Origin of the sequence: Sphingobacterium athyrii, assembly GCF_003071065.1 — a bacterium.
Classification (GTDB): domain Bacteria; phylum Bacteroidota; class Bacteroidia; order Sphingobacteriales; family Sphingobacteriaceae; genus Sphingobacterium; species Sphingobacterium athyrii.
Genome location: NZ_QCXX01000007.1, coordinates 161,342 through 185,336, shown reverse-complemented (window position 1 = coordinate 185,336; position 23,995 = coordinate 161,342). Strand labels below are relative to the sequence as shown.

Sequence of the window (23,995 nt, the reverse complement as noted above, 5' to 3'; positions counted from 1 at the left end):
TATATGCGACTATAGATGGATCACTTCACCGTATGCATCGGCACATGCTTCCATAATAGCTTCACTCATTGTTGGGTGCGGATGGATTGTTTTGATCATTTCATGTCCTGTTGTTTCCAATTTACGGGCAACAACAACTTCTGCGATCATTTCAGTAACATTAGATCCGATCAGGTGTGCACCTAGGAATTCACCGTATTTTGCATCAAAGATAACTTTGACGAAACCGTCTTTTGCGCCAGCTGCAGAAGCTTTTCCTGAAGCTGAGAATGGGAATTTACCTACTTTAACTTCATAGCCAGCCTCTTTTGCGGCTTTTTCAGTATAACCAACCGAAGCAATCTCTGGTGAACAATAAGTACATCCCGGGATATTGTTATAATCAATAGGTTCTACATGAAGACCTTTGATTTTTTCGACACAGGTAATACCCTCTGCTGAAGCAACGTGAGCTAAGGCCTGGCCTTTAACGATATCACCGATAGCGTATACACCTTCAATATTTGTTTTGTAGAAATCGTCTACCACAACACGGCCACGATCAGTTTTTACACCAACCTCTTCTAAACCGATGTTTTCAATATTAGCAGCAATACCTACCGCCGATAGTACAACTTCCGCTTCGATGACTTCAATACCTTTTTCCGTTTTAATGGAAACTTTGCTCAATTCGCCGGATGTGTCAACGGATTGCACCTCTGATTTAGTAAGGATATTGATGCCTTGTTTCTTTAAGCTTTTTTCTAATTGTTTTGAGATTTCTTCATCTTCAACTGGAACGATTCTATCCATAAATTCAACGATAGTCACTTTTGTTCCAATTGCATTATAGAAATAAGCAAATTCAACACCGATAGCACCAGAACCAACAACCACTAAAGATTTTGGTTGTTTAGGTAATGTCATTGCCTGGCGGTAGCCAACGATCTTTTTACCATCTTGTGGCAAGTTAGGCAGTTCACGTGAACGTGCTCCTGTGGCCAGGATGGTGTGTTTTGCTGCATATTCTTTTGTCGAACCGTCTGCGCCTTTTACATCGATCTTACCGCCTTTTTTAATTTTTGCAGTTCCGTTGATGACATCAATTTTATTCTTTTTCATCAAGAACTGAATACCTTTACTCATTCCTTCAGCTACTCCGCGGCTTCTTTTGACGATAGCTTCGAAATCAGCCTCACCACCTTGAACATTGATGCCGTAATCTGCGGCATGGTTTAAATATTCAAATACTTGAGCACTTTTCAATAATGCTTTTGTAGGGATACAGCCCCAGTTTAGACAAATTCCGCCTAATGATTCGCGTTCAATAATCGCTGTTTTGAACCCTAACTGAGCGGCTCTAATGGCAGCAACATACCCGCCTGGACCACTACCGATTACAATGATGTCGTAATTCATATAAATAAATATTCTGTAGTTGAGTGTTATAGCTTCAAATACCAAGGTACTGAACCTTATATTCATTCAAAAGTACATATTTTTTCTGATGAATATGAACTATTTATTGTAAAATTGGCGGTTTTTGATAAAACAATGTCATTGTGTACAGCCTAATGTCACGTGTCGGTAAAAGGACGAAAAATAATGGAGTAACCGTGTTTAGAGTGTTATTTTTGATGTTCACAATACACAGTTTATCATTATGTTAAGAATATTTAGACAAATTGCGCTGTGGGAGGCTGTTTCCACGATCTGCTTGTTTTTTATTGCAATGCCCCTGAAATATTTTGCCGGAATACCCGAGGCAGTGAAGATTGCTGGATCCATTCATGGCTTTTTTGTCATTATATTTGTCGTGATGCTCATCATGTCTACCATCGAATATAAATGGCCCATTCTGAAAGCGATTAAGTACTTTTTGGCCTCCTTGGTTCCCATTCTTGGATTTTGGGTAGAATTGGATTTAAAGAAGGAAATCGAAGGAAAAAGACAGAAATCTTAATCATTTGGGTTTGAGATATTAATATTGAGATCTTAAAAACCGTTAAGCTTAGGGCTAGGTTTAAGTTAAGCATACAGCAATAGCGCCCGATAATTTGTGCGCATAAATTTGCGGGTAGCGGTTTACAAAAAATATGCTTCAATACAATAGGAACAGGCGAGATGGTTAATCATCTCTTCCTGTTTTCTCGATTCCCATGTAAGCGTAGGTAATGCTATCTTTTCCATGTGGGACGGGGTTTCCATCCTCATCTAAATTGACAAATACCAGTTTGTCGATGGATAGGATTGTTTTCTTTGAGATTTTATTTCGGACTTCACAACGCATTGTCAATGATGTTCTTCCAAAATTAGTCGCCTCTATACCTAACTCTAAAATATCTCCCTGTTTGGCAGAATTTACAAAATTGATTTCAGATATAAATTTGGTAACGACCTTTGGATTGCCCAATTGTACAATCGCATAAATGACAGCTTCTTCATCTATCCAACGCAAAAGTGTTCCGCCGAATAATGTTCCGTTCGGATTAAGATCTTCGGGTTTGACCCATTTTCTTGTGTAAAAATTCATTTTATATAGGTAGTTATGACAAAGGGGAAAAGTTTCCTTTTCCCCTTTGGTTTATGCTATTAACGCTTAAGCGTGTATTGCTCTATTTGCGGTTGCTGCTAATGCAGCTTCTTTAAGAGCTTCGGTGTAGGTTGGGTGAGCATGACAGATCCGTGCGATATCTTCTGCAGAAGCACGGTATTCCATGGCTACTGTAGCTTCGCCGATCATGTCTGCTGCACGTGGACCGATCATATGTACGCCTAATACTTCGTCTGTTGTTGCATCAGCCAATACTTTGACAAAACCATCTGTATCACCTGAGGCTTTTGCACGGCCAGAAGCTTTGAAGGAGAAAGATCCAGCTTTATATTTCACGCCGGCTTCTTTCAGTTGTTCTTCCGTTTTTCCAACTGAAGCCACTTCAGGCCAGGTGTACACAACACCGGGAATTAAATTGTAATCGATGTGTGGTTTTTGTCCCGCAATATATTCAGCGACATATACCCCCTCATCTTCGGCTTTGTGTGCCAACATAGCGCCAGTGATCACATCGCCAATCGCAAATACACCTTGTACAGAAGTCTCTAAGTGATCGTTCACAGGGATTTTCTTGCCTCTTTCTTCCAATGTAATGCCGATATTTTCTAAGCCTAGACCTTCAGAATAAGCGGTACGTCCAACTGCAACAATACAATAATCGCCATCCAATGTGATTTCTTGTCCTTTTGGATCTTCAGCTGTTACTTTTACGGTTTTCCCTTTTGCTGTTGCCCCTGTGACTTTGTGACCCAAGTAGAATTCCATGCCTAATGATTTTTTCAAAACACGTTGCAATTCTTTACCTAAGCCACCATCCATTGTACCAATGATGGACTTCGCAAATTCAACGACAGAAACTTTTGAACCTAAACGGGCATATACCGAACCTAATTCTAAACCAATGACACCACCACCAATGACAATAAGATGTTTAGGGATCTCTTTTAGGTTAAGCGCTTCCGTGGAAGTGATAATTCTTTTTTTGTCAACCGGCAAGAACGGTAGAGAAGTCGGTTTTGAACCTGTGGCAATAATTACATTTTTTGCTGTAACTTGTTCCGTAGAACCATCTGCTTTTGTTATTTTAATGGTGTTTTTGTCCACAAATGAACCCACACCCTGGAAACTGTCAATTTTATTTTTCTTGAATAAGAAAGTGATACCGGCAGTATTTTGAGCAATGACATCGTCTTTACGAGCAATCATCTTTGCCATATCCACCTTTAGGTCTTTTAAACTGATGCCAAATGCGTCAAAATTATGGGCAGCATTGTGGTAATGCTCCGATGAATCTAAAAGCGCTTTTGAAGGAATACATCCAACGTTAAGACAAGTACCACCAAATGTGCTATATTTTTCAATAACAGCTGTTTTTAATCCTAATTGGGCACAACGGATAGCTCCTACATATCCGCCTGGACCACTTCCGATTACAATTACGTCGTATTGCATTGATTACGTTTTAATTTTTAGTAGTACAAATTTAATGATTATTAATGGGATAGGAAATCAAAACTTACGATTTGTAGGCGAATAGACTTACTTTACATTTTTTTGATAAATGGATAGGCGTGTGCAACCCAAAAAATAATCTTATTTCGTTAAATCTGTATGCGATAAAAGTTATTTTGTAAACAAGCTGCTCATTAAATAGGAGCAGGCATCGGCGTGGTGCGAGGTTGTAGATGATGATTCAACTGAATCAGCGAAAAGGATCAAGGGGCAGTAACTTGTGATCATTGTTAACGAAGTGATCATTGTTAACGAAAAATAATACCTTAACAAAAAAAGGATACCTATATCTAGATACCCTTTTTTGTTTTTATATTATTCTGCAACGATTTTTCCTTGCATTACTCCGTAGTGACCAGGGAAACTACAGATGAAAGGATAGACTCCTTTTTCAAGTGTAAATGTAATTTTATCTGTTTCACCCGGACCTAATAATTTCGTGTGGGAAACGATGGAAGACAATGCTGATTTTGGAATATACTCATCAGCTGCGGCTGCTGCCGCCTCAGCTCCGAAAGTTGGAAGATCTACACCCGGTTTAAGGATGACAACATTATGTCCCATAGATTCTTTTGGCATGGTACCTGCATTTTTGAAAGATAATTCTACAGGTTCACCAGCTTTCACACGGAATAAATCCTTGTCAAATTTCATCTGATCATTACCTTCTAAAGATAAGCTGTTGGAAATAGCTACGTTTTCAATTCCAGGTACTGTTTCTGTTGCTTGGTTTTCTGTTGAAGTTGTCGATTCTGTACTAGCTGATTTGCCAGACTTCTCACTGTTTCCGCCACAAGATGCAATTGACAAGGCAACTGCAACTGCTGGTATCATAAAAAGTTTTTTCATTATTATGTTTTGTTAATTCTTTAAAATTAATGATTTCATCGGTAAATCGAAACAATCATTTCAATTTTGACAATAAAGCTTCAATTGTTTTGTATAAATTGATAGGATCAAATGGTTTTCCAACCACTTCATTGGCTCCTGCATCCAAAGCTTCTTGCTGTTCTGCTTTTAAAACTGAAGCAGAAATCGAGATAATGGGCATATTCGCAATGGCTGGATTCTTATGGCGACGTATTTCTTTGATCGCTTCAAAACCACTCATGAGTGGCATGTGTGCGTCCATAAATACCAGGTCTATTCTTTTTCTGTTTATTTCCTCGAGGGCAAGCTGTCCATTTGTCGCCAAGGTGATCTCGCAATTCCAGCTCTTGAGGATATTTGCTAACATAAAGCTATTTAATTCATTGTCTTCGGCAATCAGGATCATCGGTGAATTAAATTTTGGTAACTCGGTATAAAGCACTTGTGTTTCTTTTTCTTTAGGTTTATCTTCTATTTTGTCAAAATCGCATTCAAAAGAAAATGTGCTTCCTTTGCCATATTCACTTGATGCGAAAACCTTTCCATTGAGAAGGGCAGCGATACGTTTTACAATTGCTAAGCCCAAGCCCGTTCCACCAAATTTTTTTGTAATGCTGTCTTCTCCTTGCTCAAATGCGATGAATATTTTTTCCAATGCATCTTCTGCGATGCCAATACCAGTGTCGATGACCTGAAACTGTAAACCAATTTGCTGATTACTCTCCGTTAGAAGCTGGATTTTTAAAATGACCGAGCCTGCAGAGGTAAATTTGAAACTATTGGAGATGAAGTTCGTTAGAATCTGTTTTAAGCGAAGCGGATCCGTTAAAAAATAACTGTTTATCCGCTCGTCCACCTCGATATTAAAATTCAAACCTTTATAGTTCGCCTTATCGATAAACAGATTGTTCAAATCATCGGTAATATCATGCACCGAAGTGGATTCCATATTCAGCTTCATCATGCCCGAATCGACTTTGGAGAGGTCTAAAATGTCATTAATGATCGTAAGTAAGTTTTGAGAGGCCGAATCGAGTTTATAGATCCAGTTTTCCTGTTCAACGGTAAGCTGTGAATTTTTTAGCATTTGGGTGATTCCCATAATGCCGTTGATAGGCGTCCGAATCTCGTGACTCATATTGGCTAAGAACGTTTCTTTTGACTTTCTGGCGAGTTCAGCTTCTTCTTTTGCTTTAAGAATAGCTTGTTTAGACTCCTCCAATGCAATGTTTTTTTCTTTAATTTCCTGTTGTATCAACAGCTGCTGAACAAAAGATTTGACTTTTGCGATGGTAGCTTCTGGATTGAGCGGTTTATATAGATAGTCTACAGCGCCACTGTTAAGTCCCTGAATGAGGTACTTGTCCTCCTTGGAAATCGCAGTTACCATGATCGGGATGATGTGATTCGTCTTTGGGTTTTTCTTCAGGAAGGTGACGAATTCGAATCCATTGATTTCGGGCATCTGTACATCAACCAGAGCGAGATCAATTTCTTCTTTCCAACAGATTTTTAACGCTTCATTGGGATCTGTACTACTAATTATATTTACATATTCGATATCCTCCAGCAATGCTGTGAGACTGATAATATTCTCAATTTTATCATCGACGATCAATATATTAATCTTCTTCATTATATCAAATCAAAAATATAACTTTAGGTTAATTGCATAATGTAATCTTTTATTTCGGCTATACTCAAGATCTTATCTTGCGCATTAAGGTCTATTGCAGCCTGAGGCATTATCGGAACTTCTGCCTCAAGCGGGTTCTGAACATAGGTTTTTCCGCCGTACTTTTTTATCATTAACAATCCTTGTGCGCCATCTTGGTTGGCCCCGGAAAACAAAATTGCAGTACAATTTTGTTTATAGATTTCGGCAGCCGACTCAAAGGTCACATCTATAGATGGTCTTGAATATTGAACCGGTTCTGAGATATCCAATGAAAAGCTATAATCTGGCTCAATAAGTAAATGATAGCCTGCGGGAGCAAAATAGATTGTTCCGTCCGCGATACTCTCTTTATCGTCAGCCGTTTTTATTTTTTGTAATAGGGCTTTCGAAAGGGTATCTTCTATACTTGATGCGTATTTGGGATTGCGGTGAACAACGACGATGATGGGTATCTGAACCGGACGTTCCAATGCCTTCAGGATGTTTAAAATAACACTAAACCCGCCAGCGGAACCCGCTAATAAAAGAATTTTACGCTCCATGTTGACCTAACCGATTTTTTGATAAATGTTGTGTTTTTTATTTACAACCTTGAATTTTGCTGCATTTTTATAGTTAATTAATGATTCTTTTGAACCTAGACATAAAAAGCCAAGGTGGCAAAGTGAATTATAAAATAAATCCAATACCATTTCCTGGAGGTTTGTATCAAAATAAATCAATACATTACGGCATGTGATCAATTGAAATTCATTAAATTCCCGATCGGACACCAAGCTATGCTGCGAAAAAAGCACATTTTTTTTTAGGCTATTATTTATCGTGGCCGCATTGTACATAGCTGTATAATATTCGGATAAAGAACTTTTGGGATCCGTTTTAATAAAGTTTTCAGAATATTCCTTCACTTTTGCCAACGAATAAATGCCTCGTTTGGCTTTCTCCAATACTTTATTATTAATGTCAGTTCCGTAGATAAAGGAACGTTGATAAAGCGCTGCTTCTTGTAGTAAAATGGCCAAAGAGTAGACTTCTTCACCCGTGGAACAACCGGCACTCCACAGCTTAATATGGGGGTAAGTGGCCAGATAAGGAAATACATCGTTTTTTAATGCTTTGTAAAATTCCGGATCTCTGAACATTTCAGTCACATTGACTGTAATTTCCTGTAAAAAATGAGTGTTAAATCCTGGCTGGTTAATTAGTTTGGATTTTAATTCGACCAGGTCCAGTTTGTTTAGCTCCATAATTCTGGTGACACGCCGCTTGAGGGATGCTCTCGTATATCCGGACACATCATAACCGTGAAGATTTTTGACAATATCAATAATTTCCTCCAACTCTTCAAAAGTGATCATTACCGCTACTTTAGTAGTTAACTCAACCATACACGCATTAAGGATATCAATTTATCCACATCAACGGGTTTGCTAATATAATCGTTTGCTCCTACAGCAATTGTCTTTTCTCGGTCACCTTTCATTGCCTTTGCTGTCACGGCGATAATAGGGAGATTTGAAAACTTCTTGTTTGACCTTATTTTTTCGATCGCTTCATATCCGTCCATGACAGGCATCATAATGTCCATTAAAACAAGATCAATATGCTCGTTGCGTGCTAGAATATCCAGTGCTTCCTGACCATTATTTGCAATCTCGATTTTCATGTCATAGCTTTCGAAAGCTGTACTTAGTGCAAAAATATTGCGCATATCATCGTCTGCCAGCAAGATGGTCTTAGCAGCCAAATTATTTTCCACGAGCACCGAAGCACTATTGTTAAATGCGAGGTATTCCGTTTTGCTGCTCCGGATTTTATTTAAGAATAAATTGACTTCATCGATCAATCTATTATTGGATTTGGCTGATTTTAACACCATGGCTTGACTATGGTGCAAGATCTCGGATGTTTGTTCAGGACTTAGCTCCATAGCAGTGTTGATAATAATCGGTAAATCTTTAAACTGGCTGTTTGATTTGATCTCATTGAGCAGTTCAATACCAGATTTATCCGGTAAATTTAGATCCATAATGATGCAGTCAAATACTTTTTCCTGGTCCAGCAGATCGAGCGCCTGTTGCGCGTTGAAGGCCTGAAATATCTGAATATTTTGTTCTTCGAGAGATTGCTTGATAAAATCACTTTGAATTTCCTGATCTTCCACCAATAGAATTTTCTGAATAGGATGGCTTGTTGACGCTTTAATTTTTAGAAAAGTCTCCGCTAGTGATTTTTCAGAAACTGGTTTGGACATAAATCCGATAGCGCCCGCAGATATCGGTTCATCATGCAGGAAAGTTCCCGCTGACATCATGTGTACAGGGATATTCTTCGTTGAATCTGTTTTTTTGAGATTACGTAGCACTTCCCAACCGTCCATTTTTGGCAGCATGATATCCAGTATGATGGCGGCAGGGATTAAGTTCTGCGCTTTATGAAGGCCATCTTGTCCGTCATAGCTGATATAGGCGTCATAACCATTTTGGATCGCATAATCTTTTAGTATATCTGCAAAAATAAAGTCGTCTTCGATGATCAGTAATTTATTGTTTCTGTTACTATTTTCAATAGGACGATTTTTTTCGAGGGTTATATTTTCTACTTGTGGATAGGATGGTACGCTATTTTGTTCAATAACCGGTATTTCCGGAATGTTTTCAATTGCAGCTTCTTTCTCCAGTGGTACACTGAAAATAAAGGTACTGCCATCACCAATTTTGCTGTTTAGGGTAATTCTTCCCTTCAATAGGCTTGCAATCTCACGACATATGGACAGGCCTAGTCCTGTGCCACCATATTTGCGGCTTGTGGATCCGTCCTCCTGTTTAAATGCATCAAAGATGAGCTCTTGCTTTTCCGGAGCGATACCAATACCATTATCCTTAACCGTAAAATAGATGTTCTCATTTTCTATATTGATCTTGAGTGATACTGTGCCATTTTCACCCGTAAATTTAAACGCATTCGACAACAAATTTTTTAGCACCTGTTGTATGCGATGTTCATCACCAATAAATTCTTGTGGTGTATCGCTATCAATTTCAACGTTAAATTTGATCATCTTGGATTCTGCGGTATCATGGAAGAAATCTTTTATGTAATTGACCAGATCGCTTGTATTGATACATTCCTTTTGGACTTCCACTTTTCCAGATTCTATTTTTGCCAAATCCAATAACTCATTGATCAAGTGGAGTAAATCCGTACCTGCACTGTGGATCACTGAAGCATATTTTATCTGATCGTCATTCAGATTTTTCTTTTTGTTGTCCTGCAGCAATTTGGCAAGTATAAGAATACTATTCAGCGGAGTCCGTAGCTCATGACTCATATTCGCCATGAATTCGGATTTGTACTTACTTGATAATTCGACTTCTTCAATTTTTTGTGCAATGGCCTGTCTTGCTTTTTCCAGATCTTCATTTTGGGTGAAGAGTAATTTCGCCTTCTCATCGAGCTCATTGTTTGTTTGTATAAGTTCCTCCTGTTGTACACGGAGCTCTTCTTCGGAAGCTTCCAGTAAATGAGTCTTATGGACTAATTCCTCGTTTGTAGTTCTCAATTCTTCCTGTTGAGCTTCAAGTTCTTCCGTTTGCTGTTGAAGTTCTTCATAGAGATCGGCAAGTTTGCCATGGGTCTGCGCAACTTTGAGGATAATCGCGATGTTGCCTTTTACTTTATCAAGGAAATTGAATCGTAACCGTTCCTCTTTTTCTGATACGATCGGGCAACAGATTTCCATCAGACCAACACAGTGATTTTCATAGGTGAATGGAATAATGTAGATTTCTGTTTCTATTCTATTGGATAAAGAAGTTTCTAAAACGAGATGATTATGGTCGATATCCTTGATTTTAACTACGTTATGTTTGTTTGTTACTTCCCCCAGAATACCGTCATCTTCTTTAAAACTTTTTTTAATCTCCTGTTTCGTTGCGATTCCTATTTTATGACATAATTGATATTCCCGGTAATTATCATCAAAAATATAGACTGTCCCTCCCAGGGCTTTCGTTGTACTGGTAATCGCATTTAGGCTGATCTCGGCTATTTTTTTATCATTGTAATCGCCCCTTAGTTGTTCATCTATATGGTTGATAGCATTCAAGATCCAGTTATCATTATTGGTTTGATCCTGTAAATGCTGAAGACGACTATTGGATTCTCTTTGTCCTTTGACAGTGGCTCTCAAAACTTTTGAAATACCGGAAAATTTTGCTAGAATATAGAAAAAACCGCTTAAGCCGATTGCAATGAAAAGATAGGTAATGTTCTGCGCCAATTGAAGACTGTTTCTAGATTTTTCCAGCCGACTTGCCCTTTGATCAAGCAGATCTCCGGATAGTATATCTATCTGATTTAAGATCGCTGTTTTCTGTTCATGGATATAGGCTGGCAGCGAACCATTGTTCAGTTTGGCATAGGTTATATCTTTTTCGAAATCATAGAAAAGTGCAATTTCTTTACGAAGTGTTTCAATGGCTAATGGGGAGACCGGATAGAGTTCATCTGCTCGAACAATAGATCGCAATAATTCATCTATGTGCTTTCGTTCGTTTCGATAAGGAATAAATAAGTCCGGATCTTCCTTTATGAAGTAATGAAGTTTTACATCGTTCACTTCATCAATGTTTGATCGGACTTCATTGATCACATTAAATTTATTTTCAGCGATCCGGACAATATTACGCTCATTATCGACGATATGATGCAGAGAAATAAAAAAGTATAGGGCGGAAATAAAGATAAGCGAAAAAGAAATTATCACTCCTATGGTAATTTGCTTTCTATAGTTTTTTTGCTCCATGCGAGAATGAGTTTAATGAATTTTGATCGCCCAACTATCGTTCATTTTTCTGTCGGTAGTTTCCTGATGTTACCTGGGGAAAAAAAGATATATGTAAAATAACAAAAAAACTTGCTATTCCTAAAATAGTCAAAAAAGCAAATAAATACAATATTGTGCATAAGGGAATAAAAAGTCCCAATAAAACAAAACCCTGATGATGGGCACCAGGGTTTGTTACTAACCAATTATAAACCTAAATTATGAAAAGACTTTTTAAGGGCGACTAAACTTAATTAGTTGCCGTATTTTTTGCCATGAAAAACTAAATTGATTGTTTTTTTAATCTTATGCTGCTTTAAACAAAATTGTTTGTTTGAACAGTACTGTTAGTGTTTTCATAGCCAGATAACCTTTAATTATCTTCTACAAAGATACGCTAAATATCAGGTTCCATCCAAATGTTTTTTATAATAAGTTGCTGATACAACTATGTTGTGACATATAAATGATATTTTGGCTTATTTGAATAATTTTATGGCATAAACTGAGAAAACAAGGGGCGGTGAAGGGGAATCGTATATTTAGCGGAAATGCTTTATTTTTACAAAAATATATTTCAATGGTATTGACTGAATTTAAAACAATAAAAGGATTTGTATTGGATGTGGATGGGGTATTGACAGATGGAACTGTACAGGTGAATGAAGCTGGAGAGCAGCTGCGGACTTTTAATATAAAAGATGGGTATGCCATACAATTGGCCATTAAAAAAGGTTATCCGATCTTTATCATCACTGGCGGGGCTTCCATAGGGGTGGAGCGCCGTTTACAGGGATTGGGCGTGAAAGAAATTCACTCGCGTGTCGTAGATAAGCTTTCGAAATTGCAAGCGTTAGCTAAAGATTATCATCTGGGACTTGATCAATTGATGTATATTGGTGATGATATCCCTGATTTTAGTTGCATGCGATCTGTTGGTTTGGCCGTGTCGCCGGCAGATGCCGTGGAAGAGATCAAGAAGATATCACATTATATCTCGGCTTTCAATGGCGGAAAAGGGGTTGTACGGGAACTGATTGAAAAGGTACTTAAAGTGCAGGGAAATTGGTATGAGGACGAAACGATAAAAAGTATTTGACGATGTTAGAAAATTTAAAGAACAAAACAGTTATCCTGGGGTCCCAGTCTCCGAGACGTAAGCAGCTCTTATCGGGATTGGGCATTACCTTTGAAGTAGAGGTGCGGGAGACGGATGAATATGTTGATCCGAGTCTTTCTGCCAGTGAAGCTGTTCGTCAGATTGCACTGCAAAAAGTACAGGCTTTTGCAGATAAAACAGATGGCTTGGTGATCTGTGCTGACACCGTTGTTGTGTCGGCCGTAGGTGAGATTTTAGGTAAACCGAAGAATGCAGCGGAAGCTAAGCAGACTTTGGCAGACCTATCCGGAAATAAACATGTGGTCATTACCGCGGTAGCAATACGTTGGCAAGGTGTCGTGCAATCCTTTGTCGAAACGACAACAGTGCATTTCCACGTATTGGATCGAGAAGAAATTGATTATTATGTTACTCATTTTTCACCGCTTGATAAAGCTGGATCTTACGGTATTCAAGAATGGATCGGTTTAATTGCTATCGAGAAGATCGAAGGTGAATATAATAATGTCGTGGGACTTCCGACGGCGCGATTATATCAAGAATTGAAGAAGTTAACATAAAAAAAAAGCGGCCGAGCCGCTTTTTTTATGTTAAAATGATTCTATTTTATGAAATATCGAACGCCTGTATAAAACATGCGTCCTGTTAAAGGTCCCCATAACATGGAGGTATCAAAATAGTTTCCGAAAGGTTGGTCCGCCGCAAGGATGGGTGTTTTCTGGAAATAATTGGACAGGTTTTCACCACCGACATATACGGTAAAGTTTTTATCTTTTCCAAAAGTTTTGCTGATCTGTGCGTTCATCGTTGCGTACGTTTTTGATTCGGTCGGCATCTGGTATTCAACCGGATTATCCATGGTTGAAGGGATACGTTTCGGTCCGACCACATTCAAGGTATAATCTAAGCTCCATCCGGAATGATGATTATAGGCTAAATTGACGAAACCACGGTGTTTTGCCAACAATGGTTTTGTTTTTCTTCCACTCTGAAAGTCGGTCTGGACATCCAATAGACGGTAAGCCAATCGTGTTTCAAAATGTGGCGCTGGCATAAACCGAAATTCTGTCTGTAAACTATTTGAGAATGATTTTCCGGTTAAGTTGTAAAAACTGATTTCTCTTGGATTTTCGTAGTCGACCACCACCTGATTGGAAAAGCTGTTATGAAAGAATTCAATAGAGGCGGAGGCTTCCCTTCCAAAGATGCGCATATTTTGGTCTACCGCGATCCCTGTATTCCAAGATACCTCTGGTTGCAAACCATAAGCTTTATTGTAGATATCCTGAGATTGAATGATCAATCTCCTGCTGCTTGCTAACACCGCCGTGTTTTCAGCAAAAATATTGGCGGTGCGTTGACCCCTACCTGAACTTGCGCGGAATGTCGTTCCAGCAATAGGAGCATAGCGTACATTCAACCGCGGCGTAGTGAACCAGCCATATAATGAATTATAGTCCTGGCGCAGTCCGACTACCGCATCAAATTTTTCGGATGGACTGAAGGTATATTCTGCAAATGCACCTGAAACGACTTCTTTGCGTTGGAAATTTTGATCGGTTAAATACCATTCATCGTAGTTATCGTAATTGATGGAGGCGCCCACACGATATTTATGGGCTACGGTACCTATAATATCCTGAAATAATAGGTTGGCATAACCATTTTGCTGTTCGGAGTTGTAATTTTTTAACCCGAAATAACTTTTTTGATTATAGTTGGAACCAGCCAATTGAAGGCCAATGCTTCGGTGTTTGTTTTCGGGAAATACATAGCCTATTTTGGCAAAACCTTCAACCCGTTCAATATCGAAACCAAGCCCATAACGATTCGTCGTGCCCTTATCTGTTTTTTTGTCAAAATCTATTTGCCCGCCAGTACGATCGTCATTTAAATACTTGACACCAAACTGAACCATCAGACCTTTACCATTCTCATACAACCAACGGTTTACTCCGGAGAAAAGATTGCCAACGGGCACATCCCTAAATCCATTGTGGCTAAAGTTCATGGACTTATTATACATAAAGTTGTCGTGTAATAACACCGATGTAGACCAATGTTGACCTATTTTTTGAGATAGATTTAAATTCACATCGGTACGTCCCATGTTATTTGCATAGGCATTAAAAAATAGTTTTTCAGAATTTTGTGGCTTTTTCAGCTCGACATTGATCTGACCGGCCATACTTTCATAGCCATTAGCCACAGAGCCCACTCCTTTGGCGATTTGAATGGATTCAATCCAGGTACCGGCAATGGAATTAAGTCCTAATGGGGAGGCCAAACCACGTGGTCCAGGCAAGTTTTCTACCGTCAATTGTGTATATATACCACTAAGACCCAGCATTTGAATCTGTTTACTGCCGGTTACCGCGTCTGCACTAATGACATCCACTGAAGCGTTGGTCTCAAAGCTTTCACTTAAATCACAACATGCAGCTTTAAATAATTCTTTTCCTGTGAGAACTTCCAGTCGAGCTGGTGTCATCCGGTCAATGTAGTTCGACCGACGTGTTCCTTTGACTTCGACTTCCATGAGTACATTTCCCTTCGCAGTGATCATGACGACCTCATGCAGGTCTTTGATCGTGATTGTATCGGATTTCATCCCGACATAACTGACGACTAATTTGTCAAAACCCTCTTTGTGCTCAAGCTTAAATACACCGTTTTCATTACTTCTGGTATTTCTGGTCGGTAAATTCGCCCAATGTAAATTGGCACCAACGATAGGTTTTAGATCTCCTTTTTCATTTTCTTCGACAACAACACCTGTGACGGTATGGGGATGATCTTGGTGCCCATCTTCTGTAGAAACCACTTTCTTTTCGGGAACTTTTCCGTTTTCCAGTCTCGGATACATACAACACTCATGGAGTTTCGCATAGGATTCCTCACTTGCAACCAAGTTATCAACATCATGCCCAACTTGGGCAATATTCTTTTTGATGGTTTCCAATTTAACTTTTTGAGTATTGTATTTAAGATGGAGTAAATTATCGCTTGCATTCCATACAGCGCTTTCAACTCCTGGTAGTTTTGCGGCTGTTTCAATCCTCTTTTTGCACATGCCACAGTTGCCGCCTACGGTAAGCGTTCTGGTGCTATCGGTTTGTGCCTGCACAATGGCGAGAGTAATTAAGAATAAAAGAATCGTTGTGTAGATTTTTTTTAAAATTTGATTCATAGTTTTTTAATAATGTATGACTTAAAAAATCGCACATGCTATTTAGGGGGGTGTAAAAAATCATCTATAATTTTTTTGATTAAAGGTAATCAAAAAAGAAAAGAATCAAATTCTGAAATTCTGATTTAGAATAAATACAGCGGGACTGTACCTTTTTATTACGGTGTTCTGATTAGCACTTAATTTCGATGAATCGTCCTCATCTGTAGGAAATTGATAATAATTATATATCCAATGCAGTGTAACAATTGCCGGAGAGAAACTATTGAAATTAAGGGTTTGTGATAATCTGTTAAAGTCATCGACCTTTTGAGCAGCAATAATGACATCTTTACAACTGCCTTCTTGATGGCAGTGATTTTGCTGCTTTTTATCCGACTTAGCACATAGTGGACAATGAGCCGTTTGATTTTGGCTTAATGAAACACTTTGCGCTTCACCCTGACAAAAATGAAAGTGTAAAGTTGCACCACTTGCCGCAAGCAAATAAAAAAACAAGCCGATAAACAATACAATTTTCCTCATCCCAACAAAAGTAGAGAAAATTTGTATTTTTTTTTTGTAATATTTTGGATAAATGTTATAACTTGTACATAAGAAATAAAAAACCAAAAATTACCGTTATGATGTGTCTATTATTTATTAACTCCATCAGTTTATATTTATTAGCTTTTTTTTTGATTGTTGGCGCAGTTTTACTATATAAAGGATTCTATCACGTTATTCGTCGTATACAAGAATAATAGTGATGGGGGCTTTGCTAAGTAATTATGGCTTAAACGAGTTGATTTTAGATTGATCATCTATTTTCTTGATAAATAACTGATAAACGAGGTTATCTCTTTCTCAAAATAACCCCGTTTATCAGTTATTATCGGCTTAATAGCGGATCGCTTTTTCCACTTTTTCCAGCTTCTATACGACCTGCGTATTGTTCTTCAAATACACTGTCATTCTTACAGCTGACACGGAAATCATACCAAAAGCTTTGTTTGGAAAGGTCGAATAACACTGTTGTTGACGCTCCGGCCTTGAGTTCGAATTCCTTTCTATCTCCACCATAGCTGATGTCTTCAAGCAAAAGACGATGGCTTTTGCTATCTTGATTTATACAAGTGAAGGAAAGACGACCTGTAAATGACCGCTCATCCCTACTTTTCTCGTAGGTGCAGCGAACTTGAATGTTTGGGCGTTGCGTATCACCTTTAAACATACGATAGAACCCATTAGGACCATGGACGTCAAGTTGAAATAGACCCTTGTCAAATGCATGGATAGACCAGCTGTCCGAGATCTGATCCCCCGGAGATACGGCATAGTTACGGGAGGTACCGATTTCGTCCTTATAAGATCTGCGATGGTATACCGTAAAAGGTGAACCTGCAGAACGCGCACCGAACATCGTATTAGCCGCTTCAAACGTCAGCTGATACTTTCCTTCCGGTAGGTATTCGCCATGTACATACAGCTCATACGGAAGAGTACAAGAGTCACGAAGTCCTTCTTCTTGCTTTGGAAAATAGGGGGAGAGTGCGGGATTCTTTTCAATCTGTTCGATCTCCGCAGTTGACAATGCTTTGAATCCCATTGGGAGCCCTTTGAATTTTGCCTGGTGGATCTCTTTGATAAAAAGCTGACGTTCCAATACCAGCGGTTTTTTGATGATTTCCCCATGGTAAGGTCTAAATACAGAGGTGAGATCTCCACAAACTGTACGCCGCCAGCTGCTTATATTGGGTTCCCTGGTTTCTTTATGGACTTTATGGCTAATAAATTTTTCCAAAAACTGTAAACTCGAAGTATGATCAAAAACTTGAGAATTTACCCATCCACCCCTTGTCCATGGCGAAGCAATGATCAAAGGGACACGATATCCCAGACCTATATTGCTTTCTCTCCCACTTTCTGGGTAATATTGTTCGTCACGACGGACAAATTCCAATTTGGGATCTATGCCTGAGGATACTTTACCGCTCTCTGCTTCATAAGGGTTTGGGGCTGAAAAGGGCGCGAAATGATCAAAATAACCATCATTCTCATCATAGGTAAGAATAAAGATTGTCTTTTTCCAGACTTCGGGATTTTGTGTGAGGATATCCATGATTTCACTGACATACCAAGCACCAAACCAAGGCGAATCGGGATGATCTGAGAAAAGTTGTGGCGGTGCAAGCCAGGATACCGTTGGTAGTTTACCTTCAGTGACATCTTTTCTGAACTGATATAACACATCGCCCTTTGGGATCTGCAGTTCCCGTTGCTGATCACCTTCCTGATAGTGCATGGTTTCGAGTTCCATGTAACCGGGCTGCGCACTGTTATTGACGAAAGCACGGCGATGGATATCTTTGGTACGTTCATCAAGCTTTTCGAAATTTTCTGCGCTGTATTGTTGCAGTTCTTCGTTTATATGTGCATGTTCCTTATGCAGCTTTTCAAGCGTATCTTTTGCCGTTGTTGAAGCTATTTTTTTGTCAAGTTCCTCTTTTTTCCTTGTGAGGAGCTCCCTGTATCGGGAACTATATTTGACTTGGTATTGAGGGAAATATTCCATCGGGTTGCAACCAAAATTCGCCAACCAGCTATTGGCCTCACCACTGTATCCCGCACTGCTTGAGGAAATCTCATTTTGATATATTTTCCAGTCTACACCCAGCGCTGAAAGTCGCTCTGGGAAAGTCTTCCAGTTTGCTTTGCCGCTAAATTCAGAATCGCCATTCCATACCAATGCTTTTCCATTCAGGTTTTCCCGGATATTAGCTGTCCAAAAATAAAGTCTGTTGGGATTTGTACCTGTGATACTGGAACAGAAATGCTGGTCGCAGATGGTAAAAGAATCCGCGAGTGAATAGTAGAATGGGATATCTTCCCGTGTATAATGGCCCATGGTCAGGGGCAGATCTGCAAATTCCTTAAATCCGGAATGTTTGACATCTAGCCATTTATCCATCTTTCCGTTGTTTCGCGCATCGGTCTGGTCGGTCCAATTGTGTGGAAGACAACCCATCCATGTGATTTTTGAATCTTTAATGTCCAGTCGGAAAGGAGCGTATGTTTCTCCGTTTTTTTGTGTCTGTAACCATACTTTGTGATTGTTTGGTTGACGGATGGCTCTCGGGTCATTGAAGCCGCGGACACCCCGTAGCGTACCAAAAGCATGGTCAAAAGACCGGTTTTCCTGCATCAACAGAACCACATGTTCAGCATCATAAAATGTGCTACCTAGAGCCGGATCAATAGCCATAGCTTTTGCGATAGCCGCTGGGAGCACTTGGGAAAGTGATGCTCCCCCGGCAAGCATAGCTGCCTTTTTTAAAAAATCTCTTCTAGTATCCATGTTTTAGTTTATTTGATTAGCCACATACTGGCATTCACGTTATCTCCCTCAGCAAATTGTCTCTTGACAGCTTCATCTAGATTCGCCTCATTATATTGTGACTCGGAAAGTGGGTATTGCCAACGTTTGGGTACTTTACCTCCATTTAACGTTCCGGGGCCAACTCGTAACACGGGGACTCCAGTGCGTCGTTGTTCAAAGAAAGGTTCCCAGCTTGAATTCATGTAGAAAGCAATGTATTTTTGTGTCAATATTTTTGTTAAAGGGTCACCGGTGGTTAATTTGACAAGATCTTTATTAAGGTAATCTGTGACAATCGTTCCAGTTATTTTATAGAAGGCCATTGATGCGGTTATTCCTTTTTGATAATGGTCGTTCATATCTCCTGTAACCCAACCCCGTTGAATAGCCTCTGCAATAATAAATTCTTGTTCCGCATAACTTAAGAAGATCATCGGTTCGTTTACGGGATTACGGAGGTCGACAAATCTGCGGGCAATCAGGGACGATTGGGCAGCACTAGCTTGCTGATCTGCCGGAGAAAGGCCTGCATCTACTCCTTTATAGTTTGCGAAAACTCCCGCTGTTTTGCCAGCGACTGGATCTCCAAAGGAGAATAAACGTGGATCTTCTCGTTGCTGTAGCATTTCGACAAAAGATTGTTCGAGCGATACTAAGGTTGAAACACTTAGCGAACCCGCAGTAGGATAATAGTTTGATGGATCAGTTGTATTAAATACCAATTGGGCATTATCACTAGGACTTGTCATTAACGGATATTTAGCCGGGTTGCTAAGGATAGATTGAAATTGCTGTTTGATCGCTATTTTCGATTGGCCTTCTTTCTTCGAAAGATGGATCAACAGACGTAACCGGTAAGCATTGACGAATTTTTTCCATTTATTGGCGTCGCCGGCGTAGACAACGTCGCCGTCGATAATTCCGTTTCCGGCATCCAACAGGGAATTAGCTTCCTCCAGCTCCTGCAATAATCCGGTATAAATATCCTCTTGTTTGTTATAGATTGGCGTGCGCCCATCCTGCTCGGCCTTCAAGGCATCTGTGTACGGAATATCGCCAAAAGTTTCCGTCAGCTGGGTGAAATAGATTACACGGAACAAATGGGCAAGTCCTTGGAAATTTTTGTTATCCGCAACAAGAGCCTCTAATTTGAGTACTTGACGTAAGCCGCCATAACCGTCAAAAGAGCCGCGATTCCAATTGTAATTGATGGACTCGTTCGGTCGCTCATAATAAGTGAGGTGTCTTGAGGCATAAGCGGCACTGATGGGATTGTTGTTAAAGATATTCTGACAGATATAGGTCATTAATAAAGCTGGTGTAGCTTTGGTTGGTTTATTGGGGTTATCTTGATAATAATCAAATTTTTTGCAACCCATACTCAATGCGAGTATACTTACGATCAATAATATATATGTTTTTTTCATGATAAGTTCTTGCTTTTAGAATTTGAGATTGACGTTGAAACCTATATTACGGATAGTGGGTTCAGGGAAAATAATACTATTTGTCTGTGGGGAAACACTATTATTTTTTGTCAAACCGTTATAGCCATCAGGATCCATAAAGGGAACTTTCGCCCAAAGGGCTAGATTTCGTCCGACAAGAGAAATACTAGCTGCTTTAAAAGGGCTTTTTGTCAATAAGTGGGACGGAATTTGATACGTCAATGTTACTTCACGCAGTTTCACGAAGGTTCCACTATAGTTTACAGATTCGTCGATACCATTGGTATATTTTGCAAACACCCAATCTATATAGTTAACTTTAGTTGTGTTTGGTGCAAAAGTGCGTGTATCAGCAGTGATGTTACCTTGGGCGTCATAACTCACCTCGCCGCCCGTTTGTGTTACGCCACCGGCAAGGTATGTCTTTTCTCCGTTATAAGCATCGTCCCGGTAACTGTTTGCGGTATTGGGATGCATTCCACCTTCATACATTTTTGCCTCTAAACCATTGTATATTTTTCCACCAATACGGCCATCAAAAGCAAAAGAAACTCCGAAATTTTTATATTGAAAGCTGTTTTGGAAACCGAATTCCCAATTTGGGAGGACATACCCGAGGTTGGTCTCTTGATTAATATACTGTGGAATACCATTTTCATGTACAATCTGTCCATCAGGAGACTTTTGCCATGCCCAGCCGCGATAGATATCCATTCGTTCCCCTACTTTCACCCCGCCACGAATTTCTTCGCCACCATAATATTCAATTACCGTGTTTCGTAAACGGGAATAATTCAATGTGGTCGTCCATTTGAAGTTCTGGGTCTGTACTGGTGTCCCCGAAACAACAAGTTCGATACCTCTCCGACGATAACGATCCCCGTTTAGTTGAAGTTTGGCAAAACCGGAAGCTTCAGAGAGTGGTACCTCTACTACATTGTTCGTTCTGTCGTAGTTGAAATAGGTGAAATCTAATCCGATACGATTACGAAACAGGCGTAATTCTGCACCATATTCCTGAGAGATTGTTTTATTGGGTTTTAATCCCGGAGGACGTAAGGTATTAGGAAGATACAATGAAGGGTTACCGTTCCATCTACGACCGATTTCATATGTTAACAGTGCACTATAGGCATTGATATCGGTAGTGGCATCTGTTATAGCACCGCGTAATTTGAAATATGAGATTACTTTAGGTAAATGGAACATTTCGGAAATAATCAGACTGAGGGAGGCTGAAGGATAAAAATAAGAGTTATAAGGAGATTGCAGCGCTGAAGTCCAGTCATTCCGTCCGGTCAAACTTAATGTTGCCATGTTACGGTAATCTAAGTCAACATAACCATAGACACCATACACCTGTTTTTCAATTCGCTCATTCGTAGAACGGACAGGATCTCTTGAATTGTCAAGATTGTACCATTCCGGAACGGAAAGGCCGCCAGTAGTTTTGGATTCCAATTTATTATATTGATCTAATCGTGTACTTGCGCCGACGCTCGCTGTAACCGTGAAATCTTGGCTTAATTTTTTGTCATAGGTCAGCAAGGCATCGCTGACAAAACGCATCTGATTATCACGATTGATGCTGTAATTGCCATAAGGAGCGGCATCCGTACCATAGTTAATATAACTATAGGGAATACGACTTTCACTGTTTGCAAAGTTTGTGGTAATGCCACCGCGAACGAGTAATTTTAGGTCATTGTTAAAAGCATATTTAATATTACCTTGTGAAACGATCACATCATTGGTGTAGGCTCGCTCTTTCTCATAAGCCAAAAACCAAGGGTTATTATACCAACTGTAGTTGTAAGTCAGCTGCTCCAGTCCCTCCCGGCCCGGCTTCCAATAACTCCGCATATCACGGATATCAACATCAGGCCCCATCCATAAAACAATATTATAAAGATAATTGTCCGGTGAATAACCACTGTTTGGATAATTGGGTGAGTATTGCCTGTTGTACGATAAAGTCGCTTCAGCTTCAAGTTTACTATTCAGTTTCAGCTTACCTGCGAGGTTCAAGGTCGTTGAATTTAATTTTGTATTGGGCACCTGTCCTTTTTGATACAGGTGAGACAGTGAGATGCGGTAGTCCGATTTGTCTGTCGATCCAGCAACACTCACATTGTGTGTTGTAATTAAACCATTATTGAGAAAATTGTTTAAGTTGTCTTTTCCTCTGGTAATCCATGGAAGCGGTGTCAACTTGTTCGTTATCGGATCCAAGGGGCTGTTATATTGTGGTATCTCTACAAAGCCACTGCCTGTCGACGGATCCGGTTGATTAAGTTTGGGTCCCCAGACATAGCCATAAGCATCATTGATACCACCGCCTTTGCCGTCTACAAAGGCATACTTACCATTGAAGCCCATGCCATAATCCTGCTGTGTTTTCGGAATACGTAAAAATCCAGCTTGAAATTCTGTACTGGAATTATAGGAAAGCTCAATGCCCGCCTTGCCACCATTCCCTTTTTTTGTGGTGATCATAATGGCTCCATTCTGTGCTACTGAACCATATAAAGCCGATGAGGCAGTTCCTTTCAGTACCGTGATGTTTTCAATATCATCCGCGTTTATGCTCCACATATCAAAGCCATCAGGCGCAGGTACCCCATCAATGACGATTGTCGCTTTCCCACCTCTCAGGCTAATCTCGGGATTCTCAAACAAGGTCGATTTGGTTTTTATCTGTAGGCCAGCGACCTTTCCAACCAAGCTGGCGGCGACATTAGGCTCCCGGGCTGCAGTCAGGCTTTCTCCTTTGACATCTTGTGCGGCATAAGCAACTTTACGTTTCTCTTTATTGATACCTAAAGCTGTTACAACAACTTCGGACATTGCGTTGCTGATCTGATTTAATACCACATGAAGCTCCTTATCTCGCGCAACGATTTCTTTTCGCTCATAGCCTAGAAAACTGAAAATAAGTGTTGAATTCGCAGGTACTCTTAAGGTGAATTTTCCATCCGCATCTGTTCTTGTCCCGATTCTGTTGTCGGCTTTGGTATAGACGTTAACCCCTGCAAGTGGCCCTTTATCATCTTTTACAGTCCCCGAAATCTCAATTTGTTGTGGCTTATTGGCGGCAGTAATTGTGATTGTTCGTGACATCTTTTGGTAACTCAGCCCCCTCGGCGTAAGGATTTTTTCCAATATTTCTTCTAGGGAAGCTTCCTCTACCGATATACTGACCGATTCTGTATTGTCGATCAGATCGCTTGAATAGAAAAATTTATAATCAGTCTGCTGGGTTATCTTTTTAAGTACATTTTCCAAACGCATCTGCTTGACTGATAGTTTGATTTGTTGTCCACTTGTTTTGGCGTTTAACCCAATTGAGAACAAGATGAAGATGATCGTCAGTTTCATTCTTCTAATGATTAGATAATGGTCCGTAAAAAAACGATATAGTCGTATTGTTTCTTTACGATCACAGAAATATTCCATAA

At 39.7% G+C, this 23,995-nt stretch carries 16 protein-coding genes; 3 read left to right on the top strand and 13 right to left on the bottom strand.

The features are described 5' to 3' along the window. Window positions 1–9: 9 nt before the first annotated feature. Complete coding sequence (gene lpdA, locus DCO56_RS22330) at window positions 10–1,398, bottom strand: dihydrolipoyl dehydrogenase (RefSeq protein ID WP_108635945.1); 1,389 nt, start codon at window positions 1,396–1,398, stop codon at window positions 10–12. Between the two features lie 244 nt (window positions 1,399–1,642). Between lpdA (DCO56_RS22330) and DCO56_RS22325 the strand changes: the two genes are divergently transcribed. After that, entirely contained in the window at window positions 1,643–1,942 is a 300-nt protein-coding gene (locus tag DCO56_RS22325; RefSeq protein WP_108635944.1) for a DUF3817 domain-containing protein, read from the top strand. Between the two features lie 165 nt (window positions 1,943–2,107). On the opposite strand, the gene DCO56_RS22320 is transcribed toward DCO56_RS22325, so the two are convergent. From DCO56_RS22320 to DCO56_RS22290, 7 genes are all read right to left on the bottom strand, one after another. Continuing rightward, on the bottom strand, window positions 2,108–2,512 hold the full coding sequence (locus tag DCO56_RS22320; protein ID WP_108635943.1) for an acyl-CoA thioesterase: 405 nt from the start codon (window positions 2,510–2,512) through the stop codon (window positions 2,108–2,110). Between the two features lie 66 nt (window positions 2,513–2,578). Then, on the bottom strand, window positions 2,579–3,985 hold the full coding sequence (lpdA, locus tag DCO56_RS22315; protein ID WP_108635942.1) for a dihydrolipoyl dehydrogenase: 1,407 nt from the start codon (window positions 3,983–3,985) through the stop codon (window positions 2,579–2,581). A gap of 375 nt (window positions 3,986–4,360) precedes the next feature. Continuing rightward, window positions 4,361–4,894 (bottom strand): plastocyanin/azurin family copper-binding protein, encoded by a 534-nt coding sequence (locus DCO56_RS22310; protein WP_104384943.1) that lies wholly within the window; start codon window positions 4,892–4,894, stop codon window positions 4,361–4,363. Between the two features lie 55 nt (window positions 4,895–4,949). Further along, entirely contained in the window at window positions 4,950–6,551 is a 1,602-nt protein-coding gene (locus DCO56_RS22305) for a response regulator (RefSeq protein ID WP_108635941.1), read from the bottom strand. Between the two features lie 23 nt (window positions 6,552–6,574). Continuing rightward, window positions 6,575–7,135: a chemotaxis protein CheB gene (locus DCO56_RS22300; protein WP_108635940.1), complete on the bottom strand. Its 561-nt coding sequence runs from the start codon at window positions 7,133–7,135 to the stop codon at window positions 6,575–6,577. Window positions 7,136–7,141: 6 nt separating this feature from the next. Beyond that, window positions 7,142–7,981, bottom strand: a complete 840-nt coding sequence (locus DCO56_RS22295) for a CheR family methyltransferase (protein WP_241254921.1) — start codon at window positions 7,979–7,981, stop codon at window positions 7,142–7,144. Next, window positions 7,969–11,400: a hybrid sensor histidine kinase/response regulator gene (locus DCO56_RS22290; RefSeq protein WP_108635939.1), complete on the bottom strand. Its 3,432-nt coding sequence runs from the start codon at window positions 11,398–11,400 to the stop codon at window positions 7,969–7,971. The genes DCO56_RS22295 and DCO56_RS22290 overlap by 13 nt, the downstream gene beginning before the upstream one ends. A gap of 601 nt (window positions 11,401–12,001) precedes the next feature. Between DCO56_RS22290 and DCO56_RS22285 the strand changes: the two genes are divergently transcribed. Then, a complete protein-coding gene (locus tag DCO56_RS22285; RefSeq protein WP_108636107.1) occupies window positions 12,002–12,520 on the top strand; it encodes a KdsC family phosphatase in 519 nt (172 codons plus the stop codon). A 2-nt stretch (window positions 12,521–12,522) separates the two neighbouring features. Then, window positions 12,523–13,101 carry a Maf family protein gene (locus tag DCO56_RS22280; RefSeq protein WP_108635938.1) on the top strand — a complete coding sequence of 193 codons (579 nt, stop codon included), beginning with the start codon at window positions 12,523–12,525 and terminating at the stop codon, window positions 13,099–13,101. A gap of 41 nt (window positions 13,102–13,142) precedes the next feature. Here the strand turns inward: DCO56_RS22280 and DCO56_RS22275 are convergent, their stop codons facing one another. The 5 genes from DCO56_RS22275 to DCO56_RS22255 form a co-directional block, all read right to left on the bottom strand. Further along, window positions 13,143–15,731: a TonB-dependent receptor domain-containing protein gene (locus DCO56_RS22275; RefSeq protein ID WP_108635937.1), complete on the bottom strand. Its 2,589-nt coding sequence runs from the start codon at window positions 15,729–15,731 to the stop codon at window positions 13,143–13,145. A gap of 105 nt (window positions 15,732–15,836) precedes the next feature. Beyond that, a complete protein-coding gene (locus DCO56_RS22270) occupies window positions 15,837–16,256 on the bottom strand; it encodes an HYC_CC_PP family protein (protein ID WP_108635936.1) in 420 nt (139 codons plus the stop codon). Window positions 16,257–16,602: 346 nt separating this feature from the next. Continuing rightward, window positions 16,603–19,068 (bottom strand): phosphocholine-specific phospholipase C, encoded by a 2,466-nt coding sequence (locus DCO56_RS22265; protein ID WP_108635935.1) that lies wholly within the window; start codon window positions 19,066–19,068, stop codon window positions 16,603–16,605. Window positions 19,069–19,076: 8 nt separating this feature from the next. Next, window positions 19,077–20,516, bottom strand: a complete 1,440-nt coding sequence (locus DCO56_RS22260) for a SusD/RagB family nutrient-binding outer membrane lipoprotein (RefSeq protein WP_108635934.1) — start codon at window positions 20,514–20,516, stop codon at window positions 19,077–19,079. Between the two features lie 15 nt (window positions 20,517–20,531). Then, a complete protein-coding gene (locus DCO56_RS22255) occupies window positions 20,532–23,915 on the bottom strand; it encodes a SusC/RagA family TonB-linked outer membrane protein (RefSeq protein ID WP_181390641.1) in 3,384 nt (1,127 codons plus the stop codon). Window positions 23,916–23,995 lie beyond the last annotated feature (80 nt).

Coding starts and splice junctions, on each gene's coding strand:
- lpdA (WP_108635945.1), bottom strand. CDS start 1,398: ATGAATTACGACATCATTGTAATCGGTAGTGGTCCAGGCGGGTATGTT.
- DCO56_RS22325 (WP_108635944.1), top strand. CDS start 1,643: ATGTTAAGAATATTTAGACAAATTGCGCTGTGGGAGGCTGTTTCCACG.
- DCO56_RS22320 (WP_108635943.1), bottom strand. CDS start 2,512: ATGAATTTTTACACAAGAAAATGGGTCAAACCCGAAGATCTTAATCCG.
- lpdA (WP_108635942.1), bottom strand. CDS start 3,985: ATGCAATACGACGTAATTGTAATCGGAAGTGGTCCAGGCGGATATGTA.
- DCO56_RS22310 (WP_104384943.1), bottom strand. CDS start 4,894: ATGAAAAAACTTTTTATGATACCAGCAGTTGCAGTTGCCTTGTCAATT.
- DCO56_RS22305 (WP_108635941.1), bottom strand. CDS start 6,551: ATGAAGAAGATTAATATATTGATCGTCGATGATAAAATTGAGAATATT.
- DCO56_RS22300 (WP_108635940.1), bottom strand. CDS start 7,135: ATGGAGCGTAAAATTCTTTTATTAGCGGGTTCCGCTGGCGGGTTTAGT.
- DCO56_RS22295 (WP_241254921.1), bottom strand. CDS start 7,981: ATGGTTGAGTTAACTACTAAAGTAGCGGTAATGATCACTTTTGAAGAG.
- DCO56_RS22290 (WP_108635939.1), bottom strand. CDS start 11,400: ATGGAGCAAAAAAACTATAGAAAGCAAATTACCATAGGAGTGATAATT.
- DCO56_RS22285 (WP_108636107.1), top strand. CDS start 12,002: ATGGTATTGACTGAATTTAAAACAATAAAAGGATTTGTATTGGATGTG.
- DCO56_RS22280 (WP_108635938.1), top strand. CDS start 12,523: ATGTTAGAAAATTTAAAGAACAAAACAGTTATCCTGGGGTCCCAGTCT.
- DCO56_RS22275 (WP_108635937.1), bottom strand. CDS start 15,731: ATGAATCAAATTTTAAAAAAAATCTACACAACGATTCTTTTATTCTTA.
- DCO56_RS22270 (WP_108635936.1), bottom strand. CDS start 16,256: ATGAGGAAAATTGTATTGTTTATCGGCTTGTTTTTTTATTTGCTTGCG.
- DCO56_RS22265 (WP_108635935.1), bottom strand. CDS start 19,068: ATGGATACTAGAAGAGATTTTTTAAAAAAGGCAGCTATGCTTGCCGGG.
- DCO56_RS22260 (WP_108635934.1), bottom strand. CDS start 20,516: ATGAAAAAAACATATATATTATTGATCGTAAGTATACTCGCATTGAGT.
- DCO56_RS22255 (WP_181390641.1), bottom strand. CDS start 23,915: ATGAAACTGACGATCATCTTCATCTTGTTCTCAATTGGGTTAAACGCC.